The organism is Pseudomonas sp. GW821-FHT02H09 (assembly GCF_059421425.1).
The window spans coordinates 1-16,229 of the sequence record NZ_JBWKVA010000036.1 but is presented as its reverse complement, the minus strand read 5'-3'; the positions used below and the strand labels follow the sequence as shown (position 1 = coordinate 16,229).

The 16,229-nt window shown below is 57.1% G+C and carries 12 protein-coding genes; 5 read left to right on the top strand and 7 right to left on the bottom strand.

Features of this window, described 5'->3' with window-relative positions; genetic code table 11:
- The first annotated feature begins 148 nt into the window (after positions 1 to 148).
- Positions 149 to 379: a hypothetical protein gene (locus AC07VR_RS30660; protein ID WP_495013520.1), complete on the top strand. Its 231-nt coding sequence runs from the start codon at positions 149 to 151 to the stop codon at positions 377 to 379.
- Positions 380 to 435: 56 nt separating this feature from the next.
- Here the strand turns inward: AC07VR_RS30660 and AC07VR_RS30655 are convergent, their stop codons facing one another.
- Positions 436 to 753, bottom strand: a complete 318-nt coding sequence (locus tag AC07VR_RS30655) for a helix-turn-helix domain-containing protein (protein ID WP_494992715.1) — start codon at positions 751 to 753, stop codon at positions 436 to 438.
- Positions 754 to 1,168: 415 nt separating this feature from the next.
- Between AC07VR_RS30655 and bglX the strand changes: the two genes are divergently transcribed.
- Entirely contained in the window at positions 1,169 to 3,433 is a 2,265-nt protein-coding gene (gene bglX / locus AC07VR_RS30650) for a beta-glucosidase BglX (RefSeq protein ID WP_495013538.1), read from the top strand.
- 177 nt (positions 3,434 to 3,610) lie between these two features.
- On the opposite strand, the gene AC07VR_RS30645 is transcribed toward bglX, so the two are convergent.
- Entirely contained in the window at positions 3,611 to 4,573 is a 963-nt protein-coding gene (locus AC07VR_RS30645) for a hypothetical protein (protein ID WP_495013519.1), read from the bottom strand.
- A 445-nt stretch (positions 4,574 to 5,018) separates the two neighbouring features.
- Here AC07VR_RS30645 and AC07VR_RS30640 point away from each other — a divergent pair, with 445 nt between their 5' ends.
- Positions 5,019 to 8,537 carry an alkaline phosphatase family protein gene (locus AC07VR_RS30640; RefSeq protein ID WP_495013518.1) on the top strand — a complete coding sequence of 1,173 codons (3,519 nt, stop codon included), beginning with the start codon at positions 5,019 to 5,021 and terminating at the stop codon, positions 8,535 to 8,537.
- A 175-nt stretch (positions 8,538 to 8,712) separates the two neighbouring features.
- Here the strand turns inward: AC07VR_RS30640 and AC07VR_RS30635 are convergent, their stop codons facing one another.
- Positions 8,713 to 9,429: an HNH endonuclease gene (locus tag AC07VR_RS30635; protein WP_495013517.1), complete on the bottom strand. Its 717-nt coding sequence runs from the start codon at positions 9,427 to 9,429 to the stop codon at positions 8,713 to 8,715.
- Positions 9,430 to 9,549: 120 nt separating this feature from the next.
- Positions 9,550 to 10,083, bottom strand: coding sequence for a BRO-N domain-containing protein (locus tag AC07VR_RS30630; RefSeq protein WP_495013516.1), 534 nt, complete (start codon positions 10,081 to 10,083; stop codon positions 9,550 to 9,552).
- Positions 10,084 to 10,503: 420 nt separating this feature from the next.
- Here AC07VR_RS30630 and AC07VR_RS30625 point away from each other — a divergent pair, with 420 nt between their 5' ends.
- The gene (locus AC07VR_RS30625; protein ID WP_495013515.1) at positions 10,504 to 10,731 is read left to right on the top strand and encodes a type II toxin-antitoxin system Phd/YefM family antitoxin; all 228 of its coding nucleotides are present in this window, start codon (positions 10,504 to 10,506) and stop codon (positions 10,729 to 10,731) included.
- Between the two features lie 189 nt (positions 10,732 to 10,920).
- Here AC07VR_RS30625 and AC07VR_RS30620 read toward each other — a convergent pair whose 3' ends face one another.
- The 3 genes from AC07VR_RS30620 to AC07VR_RS30610 all read right to left on the bottom strand — a co-directional run bounded on the left by AC07VR_RS30620 (position 10,921) and on the right by AC07VR_RS30610 (position 13,714).
- The gene (locus AC07VR_RS30620; RefSeq protein WP_494992722.1) at positions 10,921 to 12,168 is read right to left on the bottom strand and encodes a ribonucleotide-diphosphate reductase subunit beta; all 1,248 of its coding nucleotides are present in this window, start codon (positions 12,166 to 12,168) and stop codon (positions 10,921 to 10,923) included.
- 667 nt (positions 12,169 to 12,835) lie between these two features.
- The gene (locus tag AC07VR_RS30615) at positions 12,836 to 13,120 is read right to left on the bottom strand and encodes a hypothetical protein (protein ID WP_495013514.1); all 285 of its coding nucleotides are present in this window, start codon (positions 13,118 to 13,120) and stop codon (positions 12,836 to 12,838) included.
- Between the two features lie 330 nt (positions 13,121 to 13,450).
- Positions 13,451 to 13,714 carry a DUF2790 domain-containing protein gene (locus tag AC07VR_RS30610; RefSeq protein WP_495013513.1) on the bottom strand — a complete coding sequence of 88 codons (264 nt, stop codon included), beginning with the start codon at positions 13,712 to 13,714 and terminating at the stop codon, positions 13,451 to 13,453.
- Positions 13,715 to 14,131: 417 nt separating this feature from the next.
- On the opposite strand from AC07VR_RS30610, the gene acs reads away from it, so the two are divergent.
- A complete protein-coding gene (gene acs, locus AC07VR_RS30605; RefSeq protein WP_495013512.1) occupies positions 14,132 to 16,087 on the top strand; it encodes an acetate--CoA ligase in 1,956 nt (651 codons plus the stop codon).
- Positions 16,088 to 16,229 lie beyond the last annotated feature (142 nt).

Genomic DNA, 16,229 nt, shown 5'->3' with positions numbered 1-16,229 from the left:
AAGGGGCTCGGGGGGCTATCCCGAGCCCTGCCCTAGGCTGACCGAGAGAGTGAATTAATCCCTCATCCTTCAGCATTTACGGGATGTCTATTCATGAATGGAACTCTGAAATATCACTTCACCGCACTCATCCGGATGAGTGCGCTAAATGCGTTACCTGGACGCATTGATTGCTGATGTTGCATCACCTGCGATTTTCGTCGCGCCCTTGTCCGGTTACCCGGGCATCACAGTGCCTTCAGGCATGGACGCTGACGGTTTGCCAACCTCGGTTTTCTTTTATGGTGAGCGCTGGAGCGACGCCAGGCTCCTGGCACTTGCCTATAGCTATGAGCAAGCCTCTCTGGCATGGCAGGCCCCGGCCTTCAGGCAGCAATAGTTCGTCGATCGAAGCCTGCTGCCAACCGAGGAGCCGGCTTCTGTTCGTATCGGTGTTCACTCAATCATCGCGTAATCAGCCCGCCCGACCGGATCAGGTGTCGTGCCTTTGATGTTCATGCCTCTGCCCGGCGCAAAGCCCGGGAAAAACACCAGGCCTTGCGCTTCCAGCCGATAGGCCAGGGCCAGGCGAGTGACGTCCAGCAACTCCCCTTGGGCTTCAAACCGCTGGATGGCGGCTATTGAAACCCCTGATTCCTGAGATAACTGCTCCAGGCTCCAGCCCAATAGCTCGCGGGCCTGTGCGCAGTGTTCGGGGGTGAATTGATGAAGCGCGATACGTTCGAGGGTGATTTTCATCGCAAGAGAGGCCATGGTTTTCTCCGGGGTTCGAGAGTGGCGATTCAATAAAATACTGTGTTTTTGTACAGTTGTTTTATGCCCGGATCAAACTCATTTTTTGATCGATTCTATTTTTTCTCGCTCAGGCAGGGTTTACATCGGTTTGCTGGTGGTGATGCTCGGTCTGTGGGTGAAGTGAGTTTGATTGGGCATCAGAGGCCGGAAAATTCGCCCGGTTACCTCTGCTTCGCCAATTTTCAGCGCTGCCTCGCCGTAAGAGCTGACAGTCGACTACGATATTTTATGTAAGACCCTAAAAGCTCAATTGACGTTTAACAATAAAAGCAACAATTGGACGTCAGCTTCCTGATTTCAATACGCGCAAAGGTTGCGTTTTAAAGGCAAGCAGGCGGTGTGCACCACAACGTTTTTTCCAGGGAATGGCATCATGAAGAGATTACGTCTGCTGTGTACCCTGATCGGTTTTATCAGTTTGCCGGTTCTGGCCGATATGGCATCGTCAAACAAAGATGCCTTCGTGGCTAACCTGATAGAGCAGATGACCCTGGAAGAAAAGGTCGGCCAACTACGGCTGATCGCTATTGATGACATCATGACTCCCGAAAGGATGCGCCAAGAGATCACCGCCGGGCGAGTCGGTGGTATGTTCGGTTCTGTGACCCGTTACAAAAACCGCCCCATGCAGGACGCGGCTCAACGTAGCCGCCTGAAAATACCAGTGTTTTTCGGCTGGGACGTGATACACGGTCATCGAACCATTTTTCCCATTGGCCTGGCATTGGCCTCCAGCTGGGATATGGACGCTATCGAGTTGAGCGGTCGCACGGCGGCGAAAGAAGCCAGTGCGGACGGTGTCGATTTGACCTTTGCACCGACGATAGATATCGCCCGTGATCCTCGTTGGGGGCGCACATCCGAAGGCTTTGGTGAAGACACCTATCTGGTTTCCCGCATTGCCAAAGTGATGGTTCAGGCCTATCAGGGCAAAAGCCCGAATGCACCCGACAGCATCATGGCCAGCGCTAAACATTTTGCGTTGTATGGTGCTGTCGAAGGGGGACGCGACTACAACAGCGTCGACATGGGCCTGGCCAGGATGTACCAGGACTACCTGCCACCTTATCGTTCGGCGATTGATGGTGGCGCGGGAGCGGTCATGGTGGCGCTTAACTCGATAAATGGTGTGCCAGCAGCTTCCAATACATGGTTGATGCAAGACCTGCTTCGCAAAGCCTGGGGTTTCAAGGGCCTGGTCATCAGCGACCATAGTGCGATAACCGAGTTGGTTCAGCATGGTGTTGCGAAGGATGACCGCGAAGCTGCCAGGCTCGCAATCAGGGCTGGCATTGATATGAGCATGAACGACTCCTCCTATGGTCAGGAGCTACCAGGACTGCTTAGGTCTGGCGCTATTTCTCAGAGCGATATTGATAACGCAGTGCGGGAAGTCCTGGGGGCCAAGTACGACATGGGGCTGTTCGAAGACCCTTACCGGCGCATCGGCGTTGCCAGTGACGACCCCGTTGATATCAACGCCGAAAACCTTCTGCATAGAACGCAAGCCCGTGAAGTGGCACGCAAGACGTTGGTGCTGCTGAAGAATGAAAATGGGCTCTTGCCGCTAAAAAAAGAGGGAACGATCGCTCTTATTGGCCCGCTGGCAAAAAGTACCGTCGACATCATGGGCAGTTGGTCTGCAAGCGGCATGGCCTCGCAATCCGTGACGATCTACGACGGGCTGAAAAGCGCGATGAACAAGGGCTCGCTGATCTATGCCCGAGGAGCCAATCTCACGGAGGATCAGGAGGTTGTTAAATACCTGGGAGTGTCCGAAGTCGAGAACGACTCTCGTCCGGCAGCAGAAATGATTGATGAAGCAGTCAAGGCCGCACAGCGAGCCGATGTTGTGATTGCCGTGGTGGGTGAGCCTCGTAGTATGTCTCATGAAGCGGCAAGCCGAACCAGCCTGGATCTGCCAGGGCGCCAGAGTGAATTGATCGCCGCCCTGAAAACTACCGGCAAACCGCTGATACTGGTATTGATGAACGGCCGTCCACTGTCCATCGGCAAGGAGCAGGAACAGGCCGATGCGGTTCTGGAAACCTGGTACAGCGGCTCTGAGGGGGGTAACGCCATTGCCGATGTAGTGTTCGGTGACTACAACCCGTCCGGCAAGCTACCCATCACCTTTCCGCGTTCCGTGGGGCAGATCCCGAGTTACTACAGCCACTTGAACACCGGTCGCCCCTACATACCGGGTGGGCCTCGCAACTACACTTCTCAATATTTCGATCAATCCTATGGTCCGCTTTATCCCTTCGGCTATGGACTGAGCTATACCGATTTCAGCCTGTCCGAAGTAACCCTGTCGGCTCCAACACTCAAGAGCAATGGCAACGTCGATGCCAGCATCACGGTGCGAAACATCGGCAAGCGCGACGGCGAAACGGTCGTTCAACTGTATATCCGAGAGGTCGTTGCATCCGTCAGTCGTCCGGTCAAAGAACTTAAAAACTTTCAAAAAATCATGCTGAAGGCCGGGGAGGAGAAAGCTGTCCACTTCACCATTGATGAGAGCGACCTGAAGTTCTTCAACACACAGTTGAAATACGCCGCCGAGCCGGGCGAGTTCCGGGTGCAAATCGGTCTGGATTCTCAGGATGTGAAAGAGCAGAGTTTTGAGCTGTTGTAGGCTTGAGGCAAACGCTACACCCCCTGTAGGAGCCGAGCTTGCTCCGGGCGGCGTTCCGACGATGGACTCAAGGGCAGCGCATTCATTCAGAAAATACGCGTTATCGTTAACGTCCATCGCGAGCAAGCTCGGCTCCTACAGGGGGTGTAGCGGCAGTGGCCTCTCTTTTTGGGCTGACTACTTCGCCTCCAACCCCGGCGCTTCACGAATGATGAAGTGGTCGAGGTTCTCAATGTCGCCGCTGAACACCCCGAAGGTCTGCTCGGGGTTTTTCTTGCTCGGTACTTGCTTCAACTCCGGCGTCACACCATAGAAGAAGCAATACAGGTCCCGCTCGCTGCCAATGGCGTTCTTGATCTCCTCCAGGAAGGCTTTGCGTTTGCGGTAGTTCTCAATCAGGTGTTTGCTCAGGTAAACGTTCACTGAGTAAGGCTTCTTGTCGACCCAGACCTTCTTCTCGAAATCGATCCGGAAGCTGGTTTTGTAGCCTTTGATCTCCTTGATCTTGCCCCAGTAAATCAGCCCTTTGTTGTCTTGCAGGTATTCAATCTTCTTGAAGAACGACCAGTAGGACGCTGTCTGTTCACCGATCTTGAGCGGCATGCTTTTGAGCCGCTCCTTGTCATCGATGTTCGACACAAAGCATTCCACTGGATGGGCAAATACGCTGGTCTTGTCCGGCGCTGTTTCACGGGGCGCGTGCTCCGTGGTGGTGTTCGCAGACGGCGTCTTCAGCTCATCCTGTGGAGAGGCAACATCTGTCGCCGGACTGGATGGCTTGCGAACATATTGGCGACGGGTGAGCAGCAACTCCGACGGGAAATGTTCCTCCCGATCGTTATCGCCCTCGGCATCCAGCCCCCAGGCCAAAGCTTTAGGACTGAGGTAAGGGCAGCCATCAACGTGCCGGGTGCTGGGCACATTCTTGAAATGCGGCGTCCTTATATAGTTGACGTTCTTCGCATTGAACGTACCCAACACATTCTGTGCATCGAACGCCGCCCGGCATGCATCGTTAGGGCATTGAAAGCTTTCCCTGGCCGAATCGAATGCCATCGTCTCGTCGAAATTCAAATCCCGCACGTCATAGATCGACAGCTTTTCATCGAGGCTGAGGCAGTAGGCTTTGTCGAATTTCATTCGCTTGCTGATCCTGAGAGGGGATGGCCTATTAATAGCGGGTGGGGCTGTGGGGTGCACCAACTCTTTCACGTTCGTTGCCAGTGCCGGGTGGGATGAACTCGCCAATGGACAAGGGCCAATACCTTAACTAGCGTTGTGCACGGGTGGCCGCGCTCCCTTCCTTGTCATGAGGTGTGTAGTTGCGCACTGCCCGTCGTTAGCCGTGCCAACAAGGAGGTCGGGGGTGTCTGGATCGGTCGTGCTGGACGCAATTCTCGGGATGCTAAGGCCTGGTGCGCAATGACACCTTGCTTGCAGCGGGCATGCAGATGGCCAGCAATCTCGTGAAAGACAACTCGCCAGCTACGCTCGATCAGCTAGCAAAGCCGATCCGCAGCCCAAGCCTGGAGCGCTTTGAAACCAGAGACATCGAAATCAGGGACTTCATTTCAGGGAGCGCAACATGCCGAACAACTGGCCCGCCGAGATTGAGCACGTCGTCGTGCTGATGATGGAAAACCGTTCCTTCGATCATTTACTGGGTGATTACAAAAGCATCAATCCTGCGTGCGATGGCATCGACCGCAACGCCCCAAGCACCAACCCGCTGACGTTGGCCAGTGGCAGTTCGATCGTGATCACTCAAACGCCGGAATTGCCGGATTACTTCAGTCTGTGGGCACCGCCCGCGCCTTCACCACCGGCAACGCCTGCGAAAGACAGCGAAGGTTTCGACCTTGGCCATGAGTTCGTCGATGTAGTGAAGCAACTGGATGTGTCACTCAAGACCAGCCTGAGCGCACCCAAGCTCAATGGCTTTGCGCAGGACGCCTATGACAAGGCCCGCACCGACCTTAAAATTTACAAAACCTGGTCCCAATCCATGGCTCAGCGGGCGATGAACTACATCCCGTTCGGTGCCACGCCGGCGGCCGATCCGCTGCCAGCGATCCAGGGACTGGCGCGTCATTTTACGGTGTGCGACCGTTGGTTTGCGTCGGTGCCGGGCCCGACCTGGCCGAACCGTTTTTTCGCCATGCTTGGCAGTAGCAACGGCCGCGTGCTGATGCCGTCCACGGGCACGGTGCTGGCCGGTATCAAAAGCCTGATAGCGCAATTTGGTGGTGACAGTATTTTTTCGTTGCTGCGGGACAAGGGCCACGATGTGCGCATCTACTCCGACGGCGCGATCCCGCTGGCGGCGTTGGTCAAGGGTGGTTTGCAGCATCTGGGCATCGACGACTTCAAATCGGATGTCGCCGCTAACAAACTCCCCGAACTGTCCTGGATCGAGCCGAGCTATGGCCTGCTCAACGGCAAGCTCGGCCCCAACGTGTCGCATCATCCACCGGAAGACCTGCGCTTCGGCGATCAGTTTGTCGGTGATGTGTTCAACGCGTTGTCGGCCAACACAGACCTGTGGAACAAGACGTTGTTCGTGCTGCTGTACGACGAGCACGGCGGCTTCCATGATCATGTGGTGCCGCCGACCTGTGTTTCGCCCAACGCAACATCCGATGTCGACTGGCCCAACCCCTTCACCCGACTCGGCATTCGTGTGCCGGCGATCTTCGCATCGCCGTGGCTTAAGCCGGGTTTGATTCCCTGGACGGGCACACTCCAGGCGCAGCATTACGATCACACCAGCCTGCTGGCCTTTCTTTGCGATCATTTCAAATTACCGCGCAGCGCCCTTGGTCCAAGGGTGGTGGCGGCCCAGCACTTCGGTAATGCGCCGATCTGGCGCAGCGCCGCGAGCGTGACTGCAGCGCTGCAACTGGCACCCACCGCGCTGCCAAGCCGCGCCGGTCTGCCATTGATCGAGTCTACACTTGCGACCCTCAGCCGGCAGGTGGTGGACAGCGCCACGGGGTACCTCGACGGTCTTGATCCGGAGCAAGTCTGGAAGAACAGCGCCCAAGGCGTCAGCAGTTTTCTCGACAACCGCACCCGGGCACTGGTTGATCCCGGGCAAGCCGCCCTCACGTCCGCCGTGCCGAGTGCGAACAACCTGGAGGCGAAGCTGCGTCGCCTGCAGGACCTGATGGTCACCGCATACAGCCAACCCGCCCCGGCTCCAGCCGCTGCGCAGCCCGTCAGCAAAGCCTTGCAGGCAGAGCCGGGGCCGGGTGTTGCGCCCTCGCGACTGCGAGTCCTGTGCCTGCCCGGCGTGGGATTTACCCAGACAGCCAGCGGGCAGGGCGGCACCGACGCGAACTGGCAGGCACAATGGCGTACGCTGATCCGCAGCCAACTGGCACAGAACGGTCGCGTGATCGATGATCAGGACATCGACTTTCTACCCTTCGATGAGCAACTCAAGGATGGGCCGGATTTCGCCCAGATCACCCGAGGCCTGGCGATGTTGCGGGCAGACGCCAGTGGCAAGGCTGACGAGACCTTCGGCAGTTGGGGACTGCCGGTCAATCAGATGCTGCGCAGCACCGTCGGCGCCATCGTGCAATGGATCGAAGACGCCGATTTGCGCACCACACTGACTCAGCATCTGCTGGCGAAGATCGACGCGTTCGACCCGCAGATCATCTTCGCTCAAGGGCTGGGCAGCCTGATCGGTTACGACGCCTTGCGCCGTTCGGTGGCCAAAAAAGGCTCGGCGTTCAAGCGCATTGATGGCCGGGTGTTCGTCAGCTTCGGCTCACCCATCGCGCTGCCGCTGGTGATGCGCGAAGTGTGGGGTGGGCGGGTCATGCGCTTGAGCGATAACGGTCGGGGCATCCGCCGCTGGTTCCACCTCTATAACCCCAACGACGGCTTGCTGACCCGGCCGATCACTTCGCCGGACTCGGCGCGTATCGACCTGCAAACCGAGTTCAGCGTGCCGCTGCGTGATGACCTGCTCGACCTCAATCACGCCGCGCAAGCCTATTTGTCGGCACCCGCCAGCCAGACCAGCCTCTGGCCGCAACTGGCCCGCGACGTGGTGGCGGCGCGCGTCCTGGAAGTACCGGCGTTCCTCTCTCGCAGCGGCCAACGTAAACGCCGCGCCCTGGTGGTCGGCATCGACGATTACCCCGACCCGAGTGCGCGCCTCGACGGCTGCATCAACGACACCTACCTGATCAGCCGCATGCTCCAGGAAAGCGGCTACGACGCCGGCGACATTCGTTTGCTGCATGACGCCCGAGCCACCCAGGCGAACTTTGTCGAACGCCTCGAATGGCTGGTGGAAGGCGCCCGCGCTGGAGACGAGCGAGTGCTGTTCTATTCCGGCCACGGCACCCAACTGCCGGCCTACAGCAGCAGCGGCGAAGCCGACCGCATGGACGAAACCCTGGTGCTCTACGACTTCGATTGGGATGACGAGAGCACACATTTCACCGACAAACTGTTCCGCCAGTTCTACAGCCATCTGCCCTTTGACCCGAACGGCCACGGCGCCAAACTGACGGTTATGTTCGACTGTTGCTACGCTGGCGGCATGACCCGCGGCACCGGCCGCGTACGCGGCATCACCCCACCCAGCGACATCCGCCACCGCATGCTGCGCTGGGACCCCTACGCCGGCGACTGGGACCGTCGGGTGTATGCGGCCGACAGCGACGGCCGCGACTTCGGCGCACATACCGCCGACAGCAAGTCCAGCGTACTCACACGCACCCGCAGCACCCAAGGCGCCGCTACCGGCCTGCGCCCCGAGAAAAAAAACCAACTGCTGCGCCAGGGCAAACTCTACGGCCACCATGGCCCCTACATGCCCCTGATGCTCTACGCCGCCCGGGAAAACGAAAAAGCCAGCGAATACCAGGTCGGCGCCAACAGCTACGGCGCCTTCACCTACGCCCTGGTGGAACAACTGCGCAAACTTCACCAAGAGGATGCGAGTCTGGGGTTTGATCAACTGATCGACCGAGTCACCAGCGTCCTGAGTGCCCGATCGTTGGGGCAGACACCGGAGATCGTCGGGCCGAGCGGGGTGAGGGAAGCGCTGTGTCCTTGGCGGGTTAGTGGGTTGGGGAGATGATTGCGTAGCGGTTGTTGCTGACAGAAAAAAGGGCCGCAGGATTTTCCTGAGGCCCTGATAACACCGGGATTTCCAAATCCGACGCAGATCCCCTGTAGGAGCGAGCTTGCTCGCGATGGCGATCCCCCAGCCAACTACAACCTCAACATGTGCAATGAGGACGAGCAACGGACACCTACTGCTCGGGCTTCAGTCGTTTCACCTTCTCATAAAGCGACAAGGTGAACTCATCTTTGTCGCTCGAATGATGACAGCGCCGATGACAGTTCGGGCAGAGCGCGACAGCATTGCTGGTACGGTCCGAACCTTTCTGAGCTAAGTGCTTAACGTGATGAACCTCAAGAAACGGTAAATCATCCACTTCAAAAGGCGCTGGCTTGTTGCAGCCCTCGCAGATGCCTTTAGCTTCTTTCAGAATCCAGGCTCTAACTTTAGGGTCACGAACGAAAGAGGTGCCTACAGTGCTGGTTTGCTGTGGATGTGAAATGCCTGGCGGTTCATCTTCGATCTTTTGTTTTTGAAGCCTGGCGGCGCGACGTGTGAGGGTTTCTTCATCGGCCGTCGGCGCATAGTCGTCTGCGCCCGGTATAGCTTTGGTGGCAAGCACAGCGCGAATGCGCTCACCGACTCCCGCGCCAATATTTTTGGCTGGCATGTACCCAGTAATCCGCGGCAAGCCCAGCTGCTCCAGCACAGCCGAAATATTCTGCATGCGGTACTCAACCGAAGAGGCGCTGCGTTTGCTCAATACACCTTCACGCAAAAGGCGATTCTCAACGGACTTCTTAAAGGTCTGGCCGCTTTGTTCAAGGTCCAACATCTTCAAATAGGCATCGACCGAAGCCTCAAGCTCCGCATCACTCCAGCCGGTTTTTTCTTTTTCAGTGTCCATACAGTCGCCGAGGGTTGGGAACCCTCGGACGATACTGAGTGGCCATTACGGCGTCTAGGAAATTTCCTACAATAAAGACCGATTTTTCGCTCGAATGGTCCTATGGAAGCTGCCGCTGCTCTAACCCACAGAATGCTTGAACGACTGAAACAAGTCCGTAACCTTACGCCACCAAGGTCTAACCACCGGCACTCGCCGCCGCGTCCGGTTGAGCAGCAAATAAGGCATGTCTCGCAACCGAATCCAGCCTTCGTCCTGCCAATGCAACAGACTCAGCGACATCTCCGGCCAATCCAACAAACTCAACATCGGCCGATCAGTGTTTTTCGATTGCCGCGCATCACGCAACGTCGGCACCACCTGATGGGTCAACCACTCTCGCAACAACCTATGCCCCGGTGCGTAGTGATACACCAGCAACGCATACACCCCGGATTCGCTGAGCATCAGCATTCTTTCCAGCTGGCCGTGGTAGCGAATCATCAGCGTTTGCCGCTGATCCTCGTCGAGCTTGCTGACCATACGTTCGTTTAGATGCACGCCCATCAGCCGACCCAGATCGCGGGCACAGAACCATGGCTGGTTTTCCAGGAGTAGGGCATGAAGAGGGAGGTTGTGGCGGGTGAAGACAGTGGGGGTGAAGGGCTCAGACATGGCGGGCCTCCTGGTAAGGAGGAATATTAAACGAGCGTTGGGTATACATATCCCGTGACCTCTACGTATGCATGTGGAAAGGGCCTGGCCCAGACGTAGAGAGAGGATTTAAGAAATCCCAACTGGCAAAAATACCCCGCAGATATGAATTATGTCGACCCGCGTGGCGGTTAGCACATTCGTTTCTGTGTCTTGGAGCTCTTGCTTTCTACGTTGGGCGTTTCTTAGGCACCTACAGTTAAGGTAGGCAGTTGATAAAGCTTGGTCAATACGACTCCGCTCTTTTAAGTGTGTAGGAATATTCGTTGTTTTTTTTCTTGAGTTACAACTGGGTACCCATCTTTGCTTGGCCACTCAACCCCTTGCCCAAGGTGAGCGTACGGACTAAGTTGTTTTGGCTAGCCATGGTAGAAGCGAGCTATGAGCGTACAAGCACAGTTCACGCTGAATGAAGCAAGATCCCAACTCTCACTGCTCACCAAACGCGTTTGGGCCGGTGACAGGGTTGTGATTACGAAGGACGGTAAGCCTTATCTGGATTTGCTGCCGCATGTTGATGTTATGCGTAGGCGCAAGCCAGGGCGGCTTAAAGGGCAGATTCGCGTGTCAGCGGTTTTTGATCGGGGTCTTCAGGATTTCATTGAATGATTTTTCGCGATTCTAGCGATTTCGGGGGTGTTTGGTTTTGCGTCCGCTGCGCGGCCGAACGTAGCCTTCGGCAACTGCTACGCGGTATGTTTTCTCCTAATAAAAAGCCCTGAAGACGTTCAGGGCTTTTTGATTTTTGCGATTTGCCGATTCAATTCATGAGCGGCAGATCGTGGCCAGCTCCGGGAATCAATCCCAGCTAAGCGCGCCACCGGTTTGATACTCGATAACCCGAGTCTCGAAGAAGTTTTTCTCTTTCTTCAAGTCCATGATCTCGCTCATCCATGGGAACGGGTTAGTCGTACCTGGGTACTCTTCCTTCAAACCGATCTGCGACAGGCGACGGTTGGCGATGAATTTGAGGTAGTCCTCCATCATCGCGGCGTTCATGCCCAGTACGCCGCGCGGCATGGTGTCGCGAGCGTATTCGATTTCGAGCTGGGTGCCCTGCAGGATCATCTGCGAAGCTTCTTCCTTCATTTCGGCGTCCCACAGGTGTGGGTTTTCGATTTTGATCTGGTTGATCACGTCGATGCCGAAGTTCAGGTGCATGGATTCGTCGCGCAGGATGTACTGGAACTGCTCGGCGACGCCGGTCATTTTGTTGCGCCGGCCCATGGAGAGGATCTGGGTGAAGCCGCAGTAGAAGAAGATGCCTTCCAGAACGCAGTAGTAGGCGATCAGGTTGCGCAGCAGCTCTTTGTCGGTCTCGACGGTGCCGGTTTCGAACTTCGGATCGGAGATCGAACGGGTGTACTTCAGGCCCCAGGTGGCTTTTTTAGCGACCGATGGGATCTCGTGGTACATGTTGAAGATCTCGCCTTCATCCATGGCCAGCGATTCGATGCAGTACTGGTAGGCGTGGGTGTGGATCGCCTCTTCGAACGCCTGGCGCAGGATGTACTGGCGGCATTCCGGGTTGGTGATCAGGCGGTACACGGCCAGTACCAGGTTGTTGGCAACCAGGGAGTCGGCGGTGGAGAAGAAGCCCAGGTTGCGCATCACGATGCGGCGCTCGTCGTCGGTCAGGCCTTCCGGATCTTTCCAGAGGGCGATGTCGGCGGTCATGTTGACTTCTTGCGGCATCCAGTGGTTTGCGCAGCCGTCCAGGTACTTCTGCCAGGCCCAGTCGTACTTGAACGGTACGAGTTGGTTAAGGTCGGCGCGGCAGTTGATCATGCGCTTTTCGTCGACGGCAACACGGGCGGAAGCGCCTTCGAGCTCGGCCAGGCCTTCGGCGATGTCGAGGTTATCGAGAGCAGCCTTGGCGCGGATGATGGCGGCGGAGTCGGTGGCGGTTACGGCGCGGGCTTCTTGAGCTGCGGCACCACCGGCGCTGTCGAGGCGGTCCATGTTGGCTTCAGAAGCGTGGCCGGCGTTGGCGCCTTTGGCGGCGACTTCACCGTCCTCTTTGTCGAATTCGTCCCAGCTCAGCATGACGTGTCGTCTCCTGCGTGAGGGCCAGATTGCCCGTGTGAAAAACACTTATGGTGGGTTGTCACACGACCAATGGCCGCTTTGGATCTAAAGAATTGTTGAGTGCAGTAGCGGTGAACGCACGCAAAAAACATAAATTTGTTGGGGATGGCCCCGGAATCGCTGATGGGAGGCGGGCGCTGAGCCTTTCCCTATGGCCTTTGAAGGCTGAATCAGCGTGGGTTTATAGCCCGACTAGGGGATATTTCAAGCCCTTTTGACTGCGCCAGTATAAGGGTTTTTATCAGGGTATTTCAGCCAGTTTTTCAGTTCGGGGGCGGTCGATTGTCTCAGTGAGGAGGGCGAGGTTGGGCTTTGTTGAGGCGGGGCAAGGGTTTGCGGGGCGTTGGGATAGGACAGGTTTTTTTTGTGGGCGGGAGTGTTGCGCAAGGGTGGGAAATTTGGGTGGCTTTTGGCATGACCTTGTGGCGAGCGGGCTTGCCCGCGTAGCGGTCGTAAATTGTCTGGTCGCGTTTCGTCAACTATAGAGGGGGGGCTGGATTGCGACCGCTTTGCGGTCATCGCGAGCAAGCTCGCTCCTACAGCTCGTGCGGTGTTGCGGGTTTTTTGGGGGGTTCAGAAACAACTAAGCCCGGCCGAGGCCGGGCTGTGACGTCGCGGTCAGCTATTAGCTGAGGCGGCTGGCTTCGGTGCGGTCGTAGCCATCAGCAGCGACGGTGGCAGCACCAGTGCGATCGTAACCATCGGCAGCGACGGTGGCAGCACCAGTGCGGTCGTAGCCGTCAGCGGCGACGGTGGCAGCACCAGTGCGGTCGTAGCCGTCAGCGGCGACAGTGGCGGAACCAGTGCGATCGTAACCATCGGCAGCGATAGTGCGGTCATAGCCATCGGCAGCAAAGGTGTTGGCGGCCAGTACGGAGAGGGTCAGGGCGAGGATCAGTTTGGTTTTCATGAGGGTAGCTCCGGGTGTTGTGCGTGTTGTTCAGTGGGTGTGAAGCTCATACTACTCGGACTATTTCGATTAAAAAGCGCAAATAAATGCTTAAAACAATCGTATAAATCGATGTGTAGTGCTCGACGTTCCTTGCACTTGCGGCCAGAAGGTCGCAGCGCGGTAGATCAAGCGGTAAAGAATCAGGTGAGTGCGAGTGCCGTGGTCGCACCTCTATTGGGCGATGCGGTGCAACAGTCCCAGGCTCGGGTGTGCATCCGGGCATCTTTGCTGCAAGAGTGATTTCTTGCGGCCGGCAGTGGTAAAGAGTTCTGGGTCTAACGTGGGCGATTAACCGTTAGAGCAACCATTGCCCATCACGCTGTATCGCAGAATATGCCGTTGGCCTTTGGAGTCTTCATATTCCATGCGGGCCGGTACAACTTCACAAACATTGGGGACTTCGCTCATCGATACAACTTTGGCGATGTCCAGGTCGGTTGAGTAGGTGTATTCCTCCACCGGCATTTGCTGGCTGGCAGCGTCTGTCGCGATCTCATCAGCCATGGCGGTGGCGCAAAGGCTACTGAGGGCCAGAACTAATAAAGCTTTCATATCCATATTACCTTTCTAGGGTCGTGAGGGAGCACGCAACCCTTTTGAGGTTGCGTGTGGAGCTTGAAAAGAGAACCTGGATTAACGTGCCTTCGTGGGGGCTGTAACGTGGTTAATCACTTTGCCGTTGTTGGCGAGGCTGATTTTAAGCGGGGGAATGTCATTCATATAGCCGTGCTTTTGATAAAGACTATTGGCGGTTTTTGTAACAATCACCCGAAAACGACCTCAAGGGTCCTGAAACAAGCATTTTCAAAGGGGTAAAAATCGCGGTATGCGCCGGTTTTGAGCGGCTTGAGGGGCAAACACGACATTTTGTAGGGTCTTGTTACTACCATCGTCGAATGGTTCTATAGGCCCGCCCCGGCTACAACTGGGGCATACAACAACTACAACTATGTCACCGAGGTAAGAAAGATGAGTGCGGCTTCTCTGTATCCCGTTCGTCCCGAGGTTGCGGCCAACACGCTGACTGATGAGGCGACCTACAAGGCCATGTACCAGCAGTCGGTGGTCAACCCGGACGGCTTCTGGCGCGAGCAAGCAAAGCGCCTCGACTGGATCAAACCTTTCACCACGGTGAAGCAGACTTCCTTTGATGATCACCATGTCGACATCAAATGGTTTGCCGACGGCACCCTGAACGTTTCCTATAACTGCCTGGACCGTCACCTCGCCGAGCGTGGCGATCAGGTGGCGATCATCTGGGAAGGCGATGACCCTGCCGAGAGCCGCCACATCACCTACCGCGAGCTGCACGAAGAAGTCTGCAAGTTCGCCAACGCCCTGCGTGGCCAGGATGTGCACCGCGGCGACGTGGTGACTATCTATATGCCGATGATTCCCGAAGCCGTGGTCGCCATGCTGGCGTGTGCCCGGATCGGCGCGATTCACTCGGTGGTGTTCGGTGGTTTCTCGCCGGAAGCCCTGGCCGGTCGGATCATCGACTGCAAATCGAAAGTGGTGATCACCGCTGACGAAGGCCTGCGTGCCGGCAAAAAAATCTCGCTCAAGGCTAACGTCGATGACGCGCTGACCAACCCGGAAACCAGCAGCATCCAGAAGGTCATCGTGTGCAAGCGCACCGGTGGCGACATCAAGTGGAACCAGCACCGCGACATCTGGTACGAAGACCTGATGAAAGTGGCGGGCACCGTGTGTGCGCCGAAAGAAATGGGCGCTGAAGAAGCGCTGTTCATCCTTTACACCTCAGGTTCCACCGGCAAGCCGAAGGGCGTGCAGCACACCACTGCGGGCTATCTGCTGTACGCCGCGCTGACCCATGAGCGGGTGTTCGACTACCGCCCGGGCGAAATCTACTGGTGCACCGCCGACGTCGGCTGGGTCACCGGCCACACCTATATTGTCTATGGCCCGCTGGCCAATGGCGCGACCACCGTGCTGTTCGAAGGCGTGCCGAACTACCCGGATATCACTCGGGTGGCGAAGGTCGTCGACAAGCATAAGGTCAATGTCCTCTACACCGCGCCGACCGCGATCCGCGCGATGATGGCCTCGGGCAAGGCTGCTTTCGAAGGCGCCGATGGCAGCAGTCTGCGTCTGCTGGGTTCGGTCGGTGAGCCGATCAACCCGGAAGCTTGGGACTGGTACTACAAAAACGTCGGTCAGTCGCGCTGCCCGATCGTCGATACCTGGTGGCAGACCGAGACCGGCGCCACGCTGATGAGCCCGCTGCCGGGTGCTCACGCGCTCAAGCCGGGTTCCGCAGCACGACCATTCTTCGGTGTGGTGCCGGCGTTGGTGGATAACCTGGGCAACATCATCGAAGGCGCTGCCGAGGGCAACCTGGTGATTCTCGATTCGTGGCCAGGCCAGGCGCGCACGCTGTATGGCGACCATGACCGGTTCGTCGACACCTACTTCAAGACCTTCCGCGGCATGTATTTCACCGGTGACGGTGCCCGTCGCGATGAGGACGGTTACTACTGGATCACCGGTCGTGTGGATGACGTGTTGAACGTTTCTGGTCACCGTATGGGGACCGCCGAGATCGAAAGCGCGATGGTCGCTCACCCGAAAGTCGCCGAAGCGGCGGTGGTGGGTGTGCCGCACGACATCAAGGGGCAGGGCATCTATGTCTACGTCACCCTCAACGGTGGCGAAGAACCGAGCGAAGCGCTGCGTCTTGAGTTGAAGAACTGGGTGCGTAAAGAGATCGGTCCGATTGCTTCGCCGGATGTCATCCAGTGGGCGCCGGGCCTGCCGAAAACCCGTTCGGGGAAAATCATGCGCCGTATCCTGCGCAAGATTGCCACCGCCGAATATGACGGTCTGGGCGATATCTCCACCCTGGCAGATCCTGGTGTGGTGCAGCATTTGATCGATACCCACAAGACCATGAACGTCGCCTAAGGCGAGTTCAGCGTCATCGAGCCCCATTCGGTGTTGAACCGGGTGGGGCTTTTTTGTGAGCCGGGGTTGATCGTTCCCACGCTCCCGCGTGGGAATGCATCCGGTGACGCTCTGCGTCATCTCTACAGCGGACGCAGAGCGT